The following is a 15,476-nucleotide window of genomic DNA, read 5'->3' as shown; positions in this document are numbered from 1 at the left end:
GATCAGGCGAGCGCCCAGGCGACGTCCCTGAGCAGGGCCTGCCGCCAGCCCGCCCGATCGTGGCCCGACGCCGAGCGGGAGATCCGGACGGTCGCACCGGCCTGTTCGGTCAAGGCCTCGGTGAGTTCGCAGTGGGGCAGCATCCGTGTCTCGTGCTCCCCGACGTCGAACGCGACCCGCAGACGGGACAGGTCGGGGCGCTCCCGCAGGCGCGCGGCGACGGCGCCTCCGACCGGCCCGCCCAGGGGGTCCGCCAGATCCATGGCGTCCGGCGTCCACCAGAACGACCCCGACTGGCAGGCGACACGGGACACCAGGTCGGGGAACTCCAGTGCCGCGTACAGCGCGCTGAGCCCGCCGAGGCTCTGCCCGGCGACCACCAGCCGGTCCCGGTCGGCGGTGACGCCGCTCTCCGCGACCAGGGGCAGCAGTTCGTCCCGGACCGCCTCCCACAGTTCGGGCCTGCAGGCGAACTCGGCCTTCCTGTCCTTGGCCGGGAGGAAGACGAGGGTGGCGGCGGGCATCTCGCCACTGGCGGCGGCCGAGTCGAACGCGGTCACGGCCGGGTGCAGGTACAGCCAGTCGTCCCCGTCGAGCAGCAGGACCACCGGCCCCCCGCCGCCCACCGGGTGGACTCGTACGGTACGCCGCCCGCCGAGCCGTTCACTGGCCCAGCGGATCCGGGTGCGCGGGAGGGGCAGGACGTCGGAGGCGCCGATGGCGGGCCAGTGCGGCTGGGCGGGGGCGTCCGGGGTCGCGGCGATGGACCGGTCACCGCCCGCGCCGACCGGGTTGAGGGGGTCGGCGTACGCCGCATCGTCCGCGAGGAACCGGTAGGTCACCCGCAGCCGCGCGGGCATGCGGACCTCGGCGTACCAGCAGTCGGTGTCGCCCCAGCGGCGCAGGGGCACCGGCTCCGGCCGGTCCTCGAAGCCGATGCTCGCCGCGGACCCGCGCCACAGGAACAGGGTCGTCCAACCGCCTTCGTCCGCGGGTACGGACGCGGGTGCGCCCGCCGCCGCCCAGAACTCGTCGGTACCGGGTTCGCCGGGCAGCCCGTACGCGGCGAACCCCTTCTCCGTGTCGGCCGCCCGGCCGAGGGCGGGGTCCGTCATGGCCGGCCGGTGAGATAGCCGGCGACGGGGCCCCGGTCGCCGGCGCCGATGGCGCGCACCCGCATGAACGTCTCCTTGTGACAGGGAAGTTGAAGGGCTAGGCTCTCGCTTAGGCGAGGCTAACCTAATCATGACATTGCTTCCGTCCCCGATCCACGCCCCCGACCTGATCCCCGTACTCGACGCGGGCTGTCACCGGCCTGCCCGGACCCGAGGAGACACCGGACATGAGCACCAACCCCTTTGACGACACCGAAGGCCGTTTCCTGGTGCTGGTCAACGACGAGGGCCAGCACTCACTCTGGCCGTCCTTCGCCGAGGTGCCCGGGGGATGGACGACCGTCTTCGGCGAGAACACCCGGGAGGCGTGCCTGGACTACGTCGAGACCCACTGGACCGATCTGCGCCCCCGGTCCCTCGCGGCGTCCATGGACGACTGACCTTCCACGGCGAACGGCACGCCGGAAAAGCCTCCTACAAGCACTGAGTTCCCGCACCGAGCCGTGCCCGGCGGCCGAGCCGTCCCTCGACCGTGGAACCGAGGAAGGAAAGCGTTGATCACGGCCACGCCGCGCCCTGCCCCGCCGGACGGGCTGCTCCCGCTGACGCCGTCCGTGCGGACGGCCCGTCAGGAGGACGCCACCGCACTCGCCGTCCTGTCCCGGCCCTTCGTACGCTCGGGGGCGCTGAGGGAACGGCCCGTGTCGCTCTACACCACGCACGCGGCCGACTTCCTCGTGGTGGAGGCCCCCGACGGCACCCTGGAAGGCTGCGTGGGCCTGCGCGCGCACCCGGCCGTGCCGGGGGAGGGCCGCGGACCCGCCGGCGTCGTGTACAACTTCTGCGTGTCCGGGCACCGGCAGGGAGGCGGACTGGGAGCCGCGCTTCTGCGCGCCGTGCTGGCCAGGGCGCGCGCCCAGTCGCTCGGCGCCCTGTTCACGGCGACGACCGGCGGGGGCGGCCTGTTCCTCCGGTACGGGTTCGCGCCCGCCACCGCGCACCTGGCGCCTCCGTCCTGGGCGGAGTCACTGGACCATCGACGCAACGCGCGGATCCTCGCCAGGACCGTGTGATCGCCCACTGCTCCACGGATCGCCGCGACGCACGGCGCCGGGGCCCGTGCGGTCCTCCGGCACCGTGGGTCCCCGCGTCGCGGTCGCGCCTCTGAAGGGGCGCGGGGAACGGCGCGACCCGCCAGGACGGCGCCACACCTGCCGACGGCGCTCATCCGTCCGGCTGCCACTGCGGGGGCGAAGGCCAGGGCGGGGCGGGGCGCGGCGGGCGTCGTCCGCGGCGGTCATGCCGTGCCGGTCGCCTTCCCGTGGTCCCGGCTGCCGTCGGGTACCACGGTCGTGCCGGGGCTGGTCTCCGCGAGGACGCCGTGCAGCACCGCGTGCGGCACGCGGCCGTCCAGCACGTGCGCCCCCATGGGGTAGGGGTCGATGGCCGGTGAGCCCACGGATGTTCCTCCCCATGATCACGTGTCACGGTCTGGGACTCACGTTTAGCTTAGCCTAACCTAACTGGCTGCTCTCGGTAGGGAATTGGTCTTCCTCTCGAGCGCTGTCGCGGCCAACCTCCGCCCCCGATCACGTGAGTTACCGACCGTGAGCAGTGCGGCGACGAGTGCCGGACCACCGCCCGCGATGACTCAGGGCAAGAGCGGTCCTCGACGTCCCGGCACCCGCCCAGGACGGTCCCGCCCGCTGCCCACCGGCCGATCACCCGGAGTCACCCCTCCAACGGCTCAGTCGCACTGCGCCGGAGGAGGCGGGCTTGGGTGAGTGGTGTGACCGTGGTGGAAGGGATGGGCCTGCACACGGAGACGAGGAGGCGCGATGTCGCAGGGACGGCTGGAAGGCGGCACGGCGTGCGCTGCCACGAAGGGTGGAGCGGACCTGCCGCCGGGCCGGTCCCCTTGCGCCTTCGAGCAGTTGAGCGCCGTGGCCGACGCCGTTCTCTACGAGGGCTACCTCCTCTACCCCTACCGCCGGTCCTCGGCCAAGAACCGTGTCCGGTGGCAGTTCGGAGTGCTCTTCCCCCGGGACTGGGTGGAGGCCGACGGCCCTGTCGTCCCCGGTGTCTCCGGCTCCGCCGACTCCTGGTACCAGCAGACCGAATGCCTGCTGCGCGTCCGGCGGCCCGGCGCGGCCGTACGGGTGCGCGTTCGTTACCTGCAGATGCAGCGCAAGCAGGTGGAGGAAGCCGGCCGGGGCGGTGGCCACCGCGCCGTCGAGTCGCTGCGGACCGGCGACGGCACGGTGCATCTGACCTTCGACGAGGCGGTGCCGCGCGAGGTGGATGTCGTGGTGCCGCTCGAGGACCTGCTCCAGGGCGCACGCACCGTTCCCGTGCGAGCGGCCGCCGGTGCGGACGCCGAGCCACTGCCGGGCCACGCCGGCCGGGTGGTGCGGAGCCGCGAGGAGGTGCGGGCGAGCACGACCCTCAGCGTCGAGCGGCTCTCGCAGGACCTCTGCCGGCTCCGAGTGCGCACCGCCAACATCGGCCCCGCACCCGGTCCGGGGACCGCGCGCGACGAGGCGCTCCGCCGTGCGCTCATCGCCACCCACACGCTCATCGGCGGTGAAGGCGTGGAGTTCGCGTCGCTGATCGATCCGCCCACGGACCTCCGCGCACCTGCGAGCACCTGCCGCAACGAATTCACCTTCCCGGTCCTGGGCGGTGCCGGCGGTACCGAAGGCGGAGGCGGCCCCGGCGCCGAAGCCCTCACCGTGACGGAAGGCGGACGTGCCCCCGGCGCCCTCACCGTGCCCGCCGGCACCCGGGGCCCGCAGGACGGCGCCAGCGGACACGTGCTGCTGTCCTCCCCGATCATCCTCCCCGACCACCCGCAGGTGGCCCCGGAGAGCCCGGGGGATCTGCACGACGCGGCCGAGATCGACGAGATCCTCACCCTGCGCACGATGCTGCTGACCGACGACGAGAAGCACGAGGCCCGCGCCACCGACCCGCGGGCCGCCGCGATCCTCGACCGGGTCGAGACCATGCCCCCGGAGGTCTTCGCACGGCTGCACGGCGCCGTCCGCTCCCTGGTGCCGGTCACCCGGGCGACGCCACCCACGGAAACCGAACGTCCCACTTGGTGGCAGGAGGGCGGAGACGACGCCCTCTCACCGTCCACCGACACGGTGCTCGTCGACGGCGTTCCGCTGGGCCGTGGCAGCCGTGTGCGGCTCCGGCCACGAGGCCGGGGCGCCGACGCCCAGGACATGTTCCTGGCGGGGCGCACCGCCGAGGTGGCGGCGGTCTTCCACGACGTGGACGGCAGCGTGCACCTCGCCGTCACCCTCGACGACGATCCCGCGTCCGAACTGCACCAGTGGTACGGCCGCTTCCACTACTTCCGGCCCGACGAGCTCAAGTCACTCCAGCCCGCCGACACCCCGGACGAGCCGCCGGCACCGGCTCCCGCCGCACCCCCGGCGCGGCACACGACCGACTCCGAGACCCCCTGCAGCGGAGGCCGATGACATGACAACCCACAGCAGTACCACCGAAGTCAGCAAGGAACCCAGCCGCGCCGAGGACCGGCAGGGCTTCGACGAGATCCACATCCTCTGGATCTCCGAGGGGATGAGCTGCGACGGCGACACCGTCTCCCTGACCGCCGCCGGCCAGCCCTCCATCGAGGACGTGGTCCTCGGTCTGATCCCGGGTCTGCCGAAGGTGAACCTGGTCAACAAGGTGCTCTCACCGAGCCTGGGCGGCGAGGACTTCCTCGCGCCCTACCGGGCGGCGGTGCGCGGCGAGCTCGCCCCGTTCATCCTCGTGATCGAGGGCTCGATCCCCAACCAGAACATCATCGAGGGCGACGGCTACTGGACGTCCTTCGGCAACGACCCGGAGACCGGTGAGCCACAGACCCTGAACTGGTGGATCGACCAACTGGCCCCCAAGGCCTGGGCGGTGGTGGCCGCCGGCACCTGCGCCACCTTCGGCGGCATCCACGCCATGGCCGGCAACCCGACCGGCTGCATGGGCCTCGCCGACTACCTGGGCTGGGACTTCACCTCCCAGGGCGGCCTGCCGATCGTCAACGTGCCAGGCTGCCCCATCCAGCCCGAGAACTTCATGGAGACCCTCGTCTGGGTCCTCTACCACGCGGCCGGAACCGCTCCGCCGCCCCCGCTGGACCACATGCTGCGCCCGCAGTGGCTGTTCGGGAAGACGGTGCACGAGGGCTGCGATCGTGGCTCGTACTACGAGCAGGCCAGCTTCGCCAAGGACTACAACTCGCCCAAGTGCCTGGTGAAAACCGGCTGTTGGGGTCCCGTCGTCAACTGCAACGTGCCCAAGCGCGGCTGGATGGGCGGCCTCGGCGGCTGCCCGAACGTCGGCGGCATCTGCATCGGGTGCACCATGCCCGGCTTCCCCGACGCGTTCATGCCGTTCATGGACGAGCCGCCCGGCGGCACCCTGTCGTCCCTGGCCATCAAGCCGTACGGGGCCGTCATCCGCCGGCTGCGCGGGATGACGAACGAGCTGGTCAACCACGAGCCCAAGTGGCGCCACAACAAACGGAAGCTGACCAGCGGTTACGACCCGCGTTGGCGGCCCTGATGCCACACGACCCCCACCCCACCACCCACCCCAGGAACACCGACAGCGAGGGGCAGTACCGCAGATGACGACCACCGAGGCCCGGCCCACGGAGCGCAAGCCGCCACAACTCGTGGACATGTCCTGGGATCCGATCACCCGGATCATCGGCAACCTGGGCATCTACACGAAGATCGACTTCGCCAACCGGGAAGTCGTGGAATGCCACAGCACCTCGTCCCTGTTCCGCGGCTACTCGGTGTTCATGAAGGGCAAGGACCCGCGCGACGCCGGCTTCATCACGTCCCGGATCTGCGGCATCTGCGGCGACAACCACACCACGTGCTCCGACTACGCCCAGCAGATGGCCTACGGCGTCAAACCGCCCCCGCTGGCCGACTACATCGTCAACCTCGGTGAAGCGGCCGAGTACATGTTCGACCACACGATCTTCCAGGACAACCTGGTGTTCGTGGACTTCTGCGAGGCGATGGTCAAGGCCACCAACCCCGGCGTGCTGGCCCGCGCCGAACGCACCGAGGCGCCCCACGGGGACCTCCACGGCTACCGGACGATCGCCGACATCATGCGGGCCTTCAACCCCTTCGAGGGCGAGGTCTACAAGGAGGCGCTGAAGGTCAGCCGGGTCACCCGCGAGATGTTCTGCCTGATGGAGGGGCGGCACGTCCACCCCTCCACGCTCTACCCCGGTGGTGTCGGCACGATGCCGCAGCCGAACACCTTCACCGACTACCTCAGCCGGCTCATGCGGGTCATCGACTTCGTCAAGAAGGCCGTGGCCATGAACGACGACATCTTCGACTTCTTCTACGAGGCGCTGCCCGGTTACGAGGAGGTCGGCCGCCGCCGCATCCTGCTGGGCTGCTGGGGCGCCTTCCAGGACCCGAAGACCGTCGACTACCGGTACGAGACGATGAACACCTGGGGCAAGGAGATGTACGTGACCCCGGGCGTCATCGTCGACGGCCGGCTCGTCACCAACAACCTCGTCGACATCAACCTCGGCCTGCGGATCCTGCTCGGCAGCTCCTACTACGAGGACTGGGTCAACGAACAGCCCTTCGTCACCCACGACCCGCTCGGCAACCCCGTCGACATGCGCCACCCGTGGAACCAGACGACCGTCCCGGTGCCCCAGAAGCGCGACTTCGACGAGAAGTACAGCTGGGTGATGAGCCCCCGCTGGTACGACAAGACCACCGACCAGCACCTCGCCCTCGACACCGGCGGCGGCCCGCTCGCCCGGCTGTGGTCGACCGCGCTGAGCGGCCTGGTCGACACCCCGTACGTCAAGGCCACCGGCAACAGCGTGCGCATCTCGCTGCCCAAGGGCGAGAAGCTGCCGGAGACGACCCTCGAATGGCGCATCCCGCAGTGGAGCAACACCATCGAACGGGACCGCGCCCGGCCGTACTTCATCGCCTACGCCGCCGCCATGGCCCTGCAGTTCCTCGAGGAGGCCATGGGGCTCATCCGGGCGGGCGAGACCAAGGTGTTCGAGAACTACGAGGTGCCCGACGAGGCGATCGGCTGCGGCTTCCACGAGGCGGTGCGCGGCGTCCTCTCCCACCACCTGGTGATCAAGGACAAGAAGATCGCCAACTACCACCCGTACCCGCCCACCCCGTGGAACGCCAGCCCGCGCGACATCTACGGAACCCCCGGCCCGTACGAGGACGCCGTCCAGGGCCAGCCCATCTTCGAGGAGAACGGGCCCGACGACTTCAAGGGCGTCGACATCATGCGCACCGTCCGCAGCTTCGACCCCTGCCTCCCGTGCGGCGTGCACATGTACGTCGGCAAGGGAAAGACGCTCACCACCCTGCACTCGCCGACGTACGGGGCGAACCATGGCTGAGGCCGGTCCCGCACGCCTGGCGGACCCGGACGTGGAGGCGCGGCTGGCCCGGCTCGACGACCTGCTGGAAGCACTCCAGTCCGCGCCCGGCCCCACCACCCGCTCCGCGACGGAGGCCGTACGGCTGCTGACCGAGGTCTACGGCGAGGCGCTGGCCCGGGTCCTGGACCACGGGGACGCGCGGCTGGCCGAGCGCCTGGCCGACGACGAGCTGCTCGGACACCTGCTGGTGCTGCACGACATCCACCCCGAGCCCGCCGAACGCCGGGCGGCCCGCGCCGTCGAACGGCTGCGGCCCGCCGTACGCGAACGCGGCGGCGACGTGGAGTGGGCCGGTGTGGAGGGGCAGGTGGCCCGGGTGCGCCTGAAGACGGGCGGCGGATGCGGCTCGGGATGCGGCGGCGGAGGAGCCGAGGTCACCGACGCCGTCCGGGAGGCCGTGCTCGCCGCCGCCCCGGAACTCACGGCGGTGGAACCGCTGCCGGCGCCCTCGGAGCGGCAGTCCGCCCCGGCGTTCGTACCGCTGGCCGCCCTCACACACCGAGGAGCACGGTGACCACGGACGGAGCGCTGGCCCGCCTCATCCGCTCCTCGGCCGACCGCACCGCGGCGGCCGCGGCGGAGGCGTGCGACCTGTGCGCCGCGCCGGTCCCCGACGGGCATCCCCACCTGTACGACACCGGCCAGGACGAGGTGCGCTGCGTCTGCGGGCCCTGCTCCGTGCTGTTCGCCCAGGGCGGGGCGGGCGGCGGCCAGTGCCGGCTCGTGCCCCGGCGCCGCATCCGATTGCCCCGGGTCGACACGGCGGTCCTGGGCGTGCCCGTCGGCCTGGTCTTCTTCGTGCCCCGGGCCGACGGCGCGGTCACCGCCCAGGGCCCGAGTCCGGCCGGGGCCATGCGATGGGAGGTGGACGCGGCGGCCTGGCAGCGGCTGGCGGGCACGTGTCCGCAGCTCGCCTCCGTGGAACCCGAGGTGGAAGCACTGCTGGTGAACACCGTCCACGGCCTCGACCACCACTGGATCGTGCCGATCGACGACTGCTACCGGATGGTCGCCCTCGTACGACGCGAGTGGCGCGGCCTGTCCGGCGGCGGCCGGGTCTGGCCGGCCGTCGAGAGGTTCTTCGAGGACCTCACCGAGCGGTCATGAGCACGCGCTCCGCCGCACCGCCACCGAGGCGAGGCAGGCGGAGGCGAGGAAGGAGAGCACCCCATGGGCAAGATCAGAGTGGGCCGGCCCCACGCGAAGCCCGACACGCCCGGGCACGTCGCCGGCATGCACCAGGGCAACCGAGGACGGTACGAGGACCAGATCGGGCACCACGAGGACGGCACCGCCGACGCGCGCCGCTCCACCGGAATCCACTGGAAACGGCATGACGCCCTCGCGGAGACCATGCCGAACATCTCGCCGGGATGAGAGACAGCAGGGAGTCGCCGAAATGATGATCCAACGAGCACGATGGTCGGCTGCCGCGGGCAGGGCGACCGGGACGAGCGGACGGCGGGTGCTGAAGGCCGAGGCCGCCGTGGTGGGCGGTCTGGCTCTGGCGCTGCTGGCCTGGGAGTTCCCCAGCCTGCGGCGCGAGGCGCGGATCTGGCGGATGGCCGGAGGCTTCCGCGCGGGCCACCGGTACCCGTGAGCCGAGCGTGCACGAGCTGTCGATCGCGACCGCGATCATCGAGCGCGCAGACGAGCTGGCCCGGGCGGACGGGACGGACGCCGTCTCGGCGGTGACCGTACGGGTCGGCGAGCTGGCGGGGGTCGTTCCCGACGCCCTGGGTTTCGCCTTCGAGGTGGCCCGCGACGGCACCGCCCTCGCCGCGGCACGGCTCGTGGTCGAGCAGGTCCCCGCGCAGGCCTGGTGCGGCCCGTGCGCCGAGGAGTTCCCGGTGGGCATGCCCCCGTTCTTCTGGTGCCCGCGCTGCGACCGTCCCTCCACCGAGCTGCGCAGCGGCCGGGAACTGGAGATCACCGCCATCGAGCCGCTGCCGGCCTGACCTGGCGCGGGGGGGGCCCCCCCCCGCCGGGGGGGGGGCCCCCCCGCCCCCCCCCCCCCGCCGCGGGGGCGCCGGGCGCCCCGCGGCGGGGGCCCCCCCCCGGGGGCGCCGCGGCCCGGGGGGGCCCCCCCCCCCCCGCCGCCCCCCGCCCCGGCGCGGGGGGGGGCCCCCCCCGCCGGGGCCCCCCCCCCCCCCCCCCCCCCCCCCCCGCCTCAGCAGATGCGCGGCAGCTGCTCGCCGAGCGGCAGGTCCACCACCCGGGTGCCGCCGAGGCCGGTGGAGACCACGACCATGCCGGGGTGGTCGGCGACGCACTCGCCGATCACCGTGGCCCCGGAGCCCTGCGGGTGGGCGCGCATCGCCGCGACCACCTCGTCGGCCGCCGACGGGGGCACGAAGGCGACCAGCCGGCCCTCGTTGGCCACGTAGAGCGGATCGAGCCCCAGGAAGCCGCACGCGTTCGCCACCGCGTCCGGCACCGGAACGGCCCGCTCCCGCAGCCGGACACCGGTTCCCGACGCGCGGGCGATCTCGTTCAGGGACGCGGCCAGGCCGCCCCGAGTGGGGTCACGCAGGACATGGATGTCCTGGGTGACCGTCAGCATGGCCGCCACCAGACCCGCCAGCGGCGCGGTGTCGCTGGACACCTCGACGCCGAACTCCAGTCCCTCCCGGACACTCATGATCGCGACGCCGTGGAGACCGATCGGCCCGCTGACGACGACCGCGTCACCCGGCCGCGCACGCTGCGGGCGGATGTCCACCCCGTCGGGCACGAGCCCCACCCCGGCGGTGGTGACGTACACGCCGTCGCCGTGCCCGGACTCCACCACCTTGGTGTCTCCCGTGGCGATCGTGACGCCGGCGGCCTCGGCCGCCGCACCCATGGCGCGCGCGATCCGCTCGACCACGGTGAGTTCCACGCCCTCTTCCAGGACGAAGGCGGCGGAGAGGTACGCGGGCCGGGCACCGCTCATCGCCAGGTCGTTGACGGTGCCGTTGACCGCGAGGTCCCCGAGGCTGCCCCCGGGGAAGAACAGCGGCCGCACCACGTAGGAGTCGGTGGAGAAGGCCAGCCGCGCGCCGCCCAGTTCGAGGACGGCGGAGTCGGCGAGAGCGGCGAGGGTGGCGTTGCCGTAGGCGGGGGCGAAGACCTGCTCCATCAGTTCCGCCGACAGCGCTCCGCCGCCGCCGTGTCCCATCACCACGACCGGCTGGTCGCGCAGGGGAGCGGGACAGGTCCAGTTCGCGGGGTCGACCGGGGCCGCGACGGTGGGGTCGGTGAGTTCAGCCAACGGGGTTCATCTCCTCCCGCGCGGCGCGGTCGGCGTGCGGCGCCGGGGCGTTCATCCGGCGGTACAGGAAGTAGGCCGCGCAGGCGCCCTCGCTGGAGACCATGGTGGCGCCGAGCGGGGTGCGGGGGGTGCAGGTGGTGCCGAAGGCGGCGCACTCGGTGGGCTTGATCAGTCCCTGGAGCACCTCGCCGCTGCGGCACTCGGCGGGTTCCTCGGTACGGATCCCGGTGACGTCGAAGCGGTGCTCGGCGTCGTACGCGCGGAAGGCGTCCGTCAGCCGCCAGCCGCTGTGGGGGATGCGCCCGATACCGCGCCAGGACCGGTCGGTCACCTCGAACACCTCCTCGATCATGCGGACCGCGGCCGGATTGCCGTCCTCGCGTACGGCCCGCGCGTAGGCGTTCTCCACCCGGTGCTCACCGCGCTCCAGTTGCCGCACCGCACGGCGGATGCCCTCCAGGATGTCCAGCGGCTCGAAGCCGGTCACCACGATCGGCACGCCGAACCGCTCGGCGAGCACCGGGTACTCGGCCGTGCCCATCACACTGCACACGTGCCCGGCGGCCAGGAAGCCCTGCACCCGGCAGGCGGGCGCCGTCATGATGGCCTCGACGGCCGGGGGCACCCGCACGTGCGACACCAGCAGACTGAAGTTGGTCAGGCCCAGACGGCGCGCCTGATGCACGGCCATCGCGTTGGCGGGAGCCGTGGTCTCGAATCCGATGGCGAAGAAGACCACCTCACGGTCCGGGTGGCGGCGGGCCAGCTCCAGGGCGTCGAGGGGCGAGTAGACCACGCGTACGTCCCCGCCCTCGCCCTTGACCCGGAACAGGTCGCGGTCGGTGCCCGGCACGCGGAGCATGTCGCCGAAGGAACAGAAGATCACCCCGGGACGCGAGGCGATCTCCAGCGCCTTGTCGATGACCTCCAGCGGAGTGACGCACACCGGACAGCCCGGACCGTGGATCAACTCCACCTGCTCGGGCAGTAGTTGGTCGATGCCGTGCCGGATGATCGAGTGGGTCTGCCCGCCGCACACCTCCATCAGGGCCCACGGCCGGGTGGCGGTGGCGCGGATCTCGTCCAGCAGCCGCCGGGCCAGATCGGGGTCGTTGAACTCGTCGATGTACTTCACCGGGCCTCACTCCCGCTGTCCTCCGCCACCGCGGCGGTTCCCGCCTCCTTGGCCGCCTGCGCCCAGGGATCCCCGAACTCCTCCTCCAGCAGCCCCAGTTCCTCGAAGAGCGCCAGGGAGGCCAGGGCCGACTCCTCGTCCAGGCGCTGGAGCGCGAACCCGACGTGCACGATGACGTACTCGCCCACCCGCACGTCGGGCACGTACTCCAGGCACGCCTGTTTGCGCACCCCGCCGAAGTCGATCAGCCCGGTGAGCGGGTCGGCGCCGTCGTCGATGGCCACGACCTTGCCGGGCACTGCCAAACACATGGGTCACTCCTTCTGTCGTTCGTGCGCCGCGACCACCAGCTGGCCGAGGGCCAACCCGCCGTCGTTCGGCGGGACTTCGCCATGGCGCAGGACCGTGAAACCGTCGCCGGCCAGCAGCACCGTGCACTCCTCCTCCAGCAGCGCGTTGGCGAAGACCCCGCCGCTGAGGGCGACGGTGGTCGGGCCGGCGGCCCGGCGCGCACGTCGGCAGAGGTCCACGACGGCCCGCGCCACGCCTCGGTGGAAGCGCGCGGCGAGCACGGGGGGCGGGGTGCCGCGCCGCAGGTCGGCGACGAGTGCGCGCAGCACGGGTGCCGGGTCGCAGGTGCCGGAGGCGATCCCGAAGGCGTACGCCGAGGCGTCGGCGTCCCAGGCCGACGCGGCCGCCGCCTCCAGCTCCAGGGCGGCCTGCGCCTCGTATCCCGCGCGGTGGCACACGCCGACGAGGGACGACACGGCATCGAAGAGCCGGCCCATCCCCGAGGTCGCCACACAGGCCGCCCCGCGAGTCAACTGCTGCTCCAGTACGGCAAGTTCACCCGGTGCACAGGCGGCGACGCACGGCAGGTCCGGGTCCCACCGCACACCGGCGGCCCACAGCCGGGCCAGCGCGAGACGGCACGGGTTGGCCACCCCCGCGTCTCCGCCGGGCAGCGGGGCGGGCGTCAGGTGGGCGAAGCGCCGGTAGCCGGTGTAGTCGGCGAGCAGGATCTCGCCGCCCCAGACGGTGCCGTCGTCGCCGTAACCCGTGCCGTCGAACGCGACGCCGATCACGGGCGCGGTGCCGTCCAGGCCGTGCTCGGCCATCGCCGACGCGATGTGCGCGTGGTGGTGCTGGACGCACACGGGTGCGCGCCCGGGCAGACGGGCCGCCCGCCGGCGAGCCCACCGCAGGGAGTGGTACCCCGGGTGCCGGTCGGCCGCGACGAGCTCAGGGCTGACGCCGGTCAGGGACCGCAGCCGGGACTCCGCCCGCCGGGCCGCGTCCAGCGTGGCCAGGTCGCCCATGTCGCCGATGTGCGGGCCGAACCAGGCCTGGTCGCCCACGCCGAGGCACAGGGCGTTCTTCAGGTCGCCGCCGACGGCGAGCGCGGGCCGCACCGGCACCGGCAGGCGCAGGGGCCTGGGTACGTAACCTCGGGAACGGCGCAGTACCTGCTCGGTGCCGTCGCCGCGCACCCGCAGCAGGGAGTCGTCGCACGGCGAGGCGATGGGCCGGTCGTGGGCGAGCCAGGCGTCGGCCAGGCCGGCCAGCCGGGTCAGCGCCTCGCCGTCGTCCGTGACGATCGGCTCCCCCGAGCGGTTGCCGCTCGTCATGACCAGTACGCGCGGCCCCGGCGGATCGCCGGGCAGCCCGAACAGCAGGGCGTGCACGGGTGCGTACGGCAGCAGGACGCCGAGGTGCGGGCTACCGGGGCACACGCCGGGCGCGAGCCGGAGCGCGCCGTCCGGCTCGCGCCCGCGCAGCAGGACGATGGGGCGCCGGGGGCTGGTGAGGGCGGTCGTCTCGGCTGCCGAGAGCACGGCGATCCGCCGCACGGCGTCGAGGTCCGCGCACATCACCGCGAACGGTTTGCCGCCACGCGCCTTGCGGGCGCGCAGCGCGTCGACGGCCCGCGCGTCGGTGGCGTCGCACGCCAGGTGGTAGCCGCCGAGGCCCTTGACGGCGACGATCCGCCCCGCGGCCAGCAGGGCCCGTGCCGCCGCCAGGGCGTCGGCGTCCCGCGCGGGTCGGACAGCGCTCCCGGGGGCGGGCACCAGGCGCAGCCGGGGACCGCAGTCGGGGCAGGCCACCGGCTGCGCGTGGAAGCGCCGGTCGCCGGGATCGCCGTACTCCCGGGCGCAGGCCGGACACATCGGGAAGCCGGACATGGTGGTGACCGCGCGGTCGTACGGCATCCCCGTGGCGATGGTGAAGCGGGGTCCGCAGTGGGTGCAGGTGACGAACGGGTGCCGGTGGCGACGGTCGGCGGGATCGGTGAGCTCCCGCAGGCAATCCGCGCAGGTCGCCGTGTCGGGCGGGAGCAGTGTGCGGCCCGGGGAACGGTCGGTGGAGCGGATCGTGAAGGCGTCGTCGACGCCGGTCACGGGCAGGTCCTCGACCCCGACGCCGGTGACGGCGGCCAGCGGCGGCGGCTCGGTGGCCAGCCGGTCGCAGAAGCGGGCCACACCGTGGGGCGGGCCCTCCACCTCGATGAGCACGCCGCTCGCCGTGTTGCTCACGAAGCCCGTCAAGGCGAGGTCGGTGGCCAGCCGGTGCACGAACGGGCGGAATCCCACGCCCTGCACCGTGCCGCACACGGTGACGCGGCGGCGCACCGCCTGCGTGACGGGAGCCGTCACGAGACGCGTTCGGCGGCGAGGCCGGACACGCCCCGCGCGTCCTCTCCGGCGGACTCGTGGACGTAGCCGTGCTCATGGCCGTGCGGGTGGGGGGCCAGGGGAGGCCGGTGGACGGGGGCGCCGTCCCGCACGGCGAGCACCCGCTCCAGGAGGACGTCGACGCCGACGTCGGTGCGGGCGCAGGACCGCACGACCTCCACCCCGGGGTTGACCCGCTGCACATGGGCCAGGAACGCGGCCTCGTCGAAACCGGCGGGCTCGGCCAGATCGGTCTTGGTGAGCACCACCAGATGGGCGGACCCGAAGGCGGTGGGGTACTTCAGCGGTTTGTCCTCCCCCTCGGTCACCGCCATCAGCACGATCCGTAGGCTCTCGCCGAGGTCGTAGGCCGCCGGGCAGACGAGGTTGCCGACGTTCTCCACGAACAGCAGCGTGGTGCCGACGGGCAGCCAGCTCTCCACGTGGCCGCGGAGCTGGCGGGCCTCCAGATGGCACAGCCCGTCGGTCAGCAGCTGCTTCACCGGCGCTCCCGAACGGGCGAGGCGGTCGGCGTCGTTCTCGGTCGCCAGGTCGGCGGTGAGAGCGGCCACCGGGACGCCCCGCCGCACCGCCCGGGCCAGGACGCGGCCGAGCAGTTCCGTCTTGCCGCTGCCCGGGCTGGACAGGAGGTTGACCACGCTCACTCCGCGGCGGGCCAGTTCGTCGCGCAGGCTCGCGGCCAGGCCGTCGTTCTTCGCCAGGACGGCCTCGGTGAGCTCGTCGACGGACTCGCACATGGGCGGTGCTCCTTGCGTTCGTCAGCGGAAGGGCGGGACGGGTTCCGTCGCCGATCCTCGCC

General features: G+C 73.1%; 16 protein-coding genes and 1 pseudogene. 10 read left to right on the top strand and 7 right to left on the bottom strand.

Annotated elements, in window-relative coordinates:
- Positions 1-2: 2 nt before the first annotated feature.
- Entirely contained in the window at positions 3-1,115 is a 1,113-nt protein-coding gene (locus ACIHAR_RS12515; protein ID WP_365466754.1) for an alpha/beta hydrolase-fold protein, read from the bottom strand.
- Positions 1,116-1,342: 227 nt separating this feature from the next.
- On the opposite strand from ACIHAR_RS12515, the gene ACIHAR_RS12510 reads away from it, so the two are divergent.
- Positions 1,343-1,555, top strand: coding sequence for an MbtH family protein (locus ACIHAR_RS12510; protein ID WP_365466756.1), 213 nt, complete (start codon positions 1,343-1,345; stop codon positions 1,553-1,555).
- Between the two features lie 114 nt (positions 1,556-1,669).
- Positions 1,670-2,188 (top strand): GNAT family N-acetyltransferase, encoded by a 519-nt coding sequence (locus tag ACIHAR_RS12505; protein WP_365466758.1) that lies wholly within the window; start codon positions 1,670-1,672, stop codon positions 2,186-2,188.
- 224 nt (positions 2,189-2,412) lie between these two features.
- On the opposite strand, the pseudogene ACIHAR_RS12500 reads toward ACIHAR_RS12505, so the two are convergent.
- A pseudogene (locus ACIHAR_RS12500) lies at positions 2,413-2,538 on the bottom strand (acetylglutamate kinase); the annotation flags it as partial.
- A gap of 415 nt (positions 2,539-2,953) precedes the next feature.
- On the opposite strand from ACIHAR_RS12500, the gene ACIHAR_RS12495 reads away from it, so the two are divergent.
- The 8 genes from ACIHAR_RS12495 (at position 2,954) to hypA (ending at position 9,554) form a co-directional block, all read left to right on the top strand.
- The gene (locus tag ACIHAR_RS12495; protein ID WP_400019002.1) at positions 2,954-4,606 is read left to right on the top strand and encodes a hypothetical protein; all 1,653 of its coding nucleotides are present in this window, start codon (positions 2,954-2,956) and stop codon (positions 4,604-4,606) included.
- A gap of 1 nt (position 4,607) precedes the next feature.
- Positions 4,608-5,696 carry a hydrogenase expression protein HypE gene (locus tag ACIHAR_RS12490; protein ID WP_365466762.1) on the top strand — a complete coding sequence of 363 codons (1,089 nt, stop codon included), beginning with the start codon at positions 4,608-4,610 and terminating at the stop codon, positions 5,694-5,696.
- Positions 5,697-5,760: 64 nt separating this feature from the next.
- Positions 5,761-7,554: a nickel-dependent hydrogenase large subunit gene (locus tag ACIHAR_RS12485; RefSeq protein ID WP_365466764.1), complete on the top strand. Its 1,794-nt coding sequence runs from the start codon at positions 5,761-5,763 to the stop codon at positions 7,552-7,554.
- Complete coding sequence (locus tag ACIHAR_RS12480) at positions 7,547-8,110, top strand: NifU family protein (protein ID WP_365466766.1); 564 nt, start codon at positions 7,547-7,549, stop codon at positions 8,108-8,110. The genes ACIHAR_RS12485 and ACIHAR_RS12480 overlap by 8 nt, the downstream gene beginning before the upstream one ends.
- Positions 8,107-8,703 carry a DUF5947 family protein gene (locus ACIHAR_RS12475; RefSeq protein ID WP_365466767.1) on the top strand — a complete coding sequence of 199 codons (597 nt, stop codon included), beginning with the start codon at positions 8,107-8,109 and terminating at the stop codon, positions 8,701-8,703. Before ACIHAR_RS12480 ends, ACIHAR_RS12475 begins: the two co-directional genes overlap by 4 nt.
- A 63-nt stretch (positions 8,704-8,766) precedes the next feature.
- Entirely contained in the window at positions 8,767-8,973 is a 207-nt protein-coding gene (locus ACIHAR_RS12470) for a hypothetical protein (protein ID WP_365466768.1), read from the top strand.
- A 22-nt stretch (positions 8,974-8,995) separates the two neighbouring features.
- Positions 8,996-9,196, top strand: coding sequence for a hypothetical protein (locus ACIHAR_RS12465; RefSeq protein WP_365466770.1), 201 nt, complete (start codon positions 8,996-8,998; stop codon positions 9,194-9,196).
- Between the two features lie 7 nt (positions 9,197-9,203).
- A complete protein-coding gene (gene hypA / locus ACIHAR_RS12460) occupies positions 9,204-9,554 on the top strand; it encodes a hydrogenase maturation nickel metallochaperone HypA (RefSeq protein ID WP_400018998.1) in 351 nt (116 codons plus the stop codon).
- Positions 9,555-9,766: 212 nt separating this feature from the next.
- On the opposite strand, the gene hypE is transcribed toward hypA, so the two are convergent.
- The 5 genes from hypE to hypB are packed head-to-tail and all read right to left on the bottom strand — an operon-like array spanning position 9,767 to position 15,414.
- Positions 9,767-10,849 carry a hydrogenase expression/formation protein HypE gene (hypE, locus tag ACIHAR_RS12455; protein ID WP_400018996.1) on the bottom strand — a complete coding sequence of 361 codons (1,083 nt, stop codon included), beginning with the start codon at positions 10,847-10,849 and terminating at the stop codon, positions 9,767-9,769.
- The gene (gene hypD / locus ACIHAR_RS12450) at positions 10,842-11,984 is read right to left on the bottom strand and encodes a hydrogenase formation protein HypD (protein WP_400018994.1); all 1,143 of its coding nucleotides are present in this window, start codon (positions 11,982-11,984) and stop codon (positions 10,842-10,844) included. The genes hypE and hypD overlap by 8 nt, the downstream gene beginning before the upstream one ends.
- On the bottom strand, positions 11,981-12,295 hold the full coding sequence (locus ACIHAR_RS12445; protein ID WP_365468379.1) for a HypC/HybG/HupF family hydrogenase formation chaperone: 315 nt from the start codon (positions 12,293-12,295) through the stop codon (positions 11,981-11,983). The genes hypD and ACIHAR_RS12445 overlap by 4 nt, the downstream gene beginning before the upstream one ends.
- Before the next feature lie 3 nt (positions 12,296-12,298).
- Entirely contained in the window at positions 12,299-14,638 is a 2,340-nt protein-coding gene (gene hypF / locus ACIHAR_RS12440; RefSeq protein ID WP_400018992.1) for a carbamoyltransferase HypF, read from the bottom strand.
- Positions 14,635-15,414: a hydrogenase nickel incorporation protein HypB gene (gene hypB / locus ACIHAR_RS12435; protein WP_400018990.1), complete on the bottom strand. Its 780-nt coding sequence runs from the start codon at positions 15,412-15,414 to the stop codon at positions 14,635-14,637. Before hypB ends, hypF begins: the two co-directional genes overlap by 4 nt.
- Positions 15,415-15,476: the final 62 nt, after the last annotated feature.

This window comes from Streptomyces sp. NPDC052016 (genome assembly GCF_044548445.1).
Lineage (GTDB): Bacteria > Actinomycetota > Actinomycetes > Streptomycetales > Streptomycetaceae > Streptomyces.
This window is presented reverse-complemented; position numbering and strand designations above follow the sequence as displayed.

What these genes read in the sequence shown, in the direction of transcription:
- hypB (WP_400018990.1), bottom strand. Translation starts at nt 15,414, where the DNA reads ATGTGCGAGTCCGTCGACGAGCTCACCGAGGCCGTCCTGGCGAAGAAC.
- ACIHAR_RS12465 (WP_365466770.1), top strand. Translation starts at nt 8,996, where the DNA reads ATGATGATCCAACGAGCACGATGGTCGGCTGCCGCGGGCAGGGCGACC.
- ACIHAR_RS12490 (WP_365466762.1), top strand. Translation starts at nt 4,608, where the DNA reads ATGACAACCCACAGCAGTACCACCGAAGTCAGCAAGGAACCCAGCCGC.
- ACIHAR_RS12515 (WP_365466754.1), bottom strand. Translation starts at nt 1,115, where the DNA reads ATGACGGACCCCGCCCTCGGCCGGGCGGCCGACACGGAGAAGGGGTTC.
- ACIHAR_RS12485 (WP_365466764.1), top strand. Translation starts at nt 5,761, where the DNA reads ATGACGACCACCGAGGCCCGGCCCACGGAGCGCAAGCCGCCACAACTC.
- ACIHAR_RS12470 (WP_365466768.1), top strand. Translation starts at nt 8,767, where the DNA reads ATGGGCAAGATCAGAGTGGGCCGGCCCCACGCGAAGCCCGACACGCCC.
- ACIHAR_RS12510 (WP_365466756.1), top strand. Translation starts at nt 1,343, where the DNA reads ATGAGCACCAACCCCTTTGACGACACCGAAGGCCGTTTCCTGGTGCTG.
- ACIHAR_RS12495 (WP_400019002.1), top strand. Translation starts at nt 2,954, where the DNA reads ATGTCGCAGGGACGGCTGGAAGGCGGCACGGCGTGCGCTGCCACGAAG.
- ACIHAR_RS12445 (WP_365468379.1), bottom strand. Translation starts at nt 12,295, where the DNA reads ATGTGTTTGGCAGTGCCCGGCAAGGTCGTGGCCATCGACGACGGCGCC.
- ACIHAR_RS12480 (WP_365466766.1), top strand. Translation starts at nt 7,547, where the DNA reads ATGGCTGAGGCCGGTCCCGCACGCCTGGCGGACCCGGACGTGGAGGCG.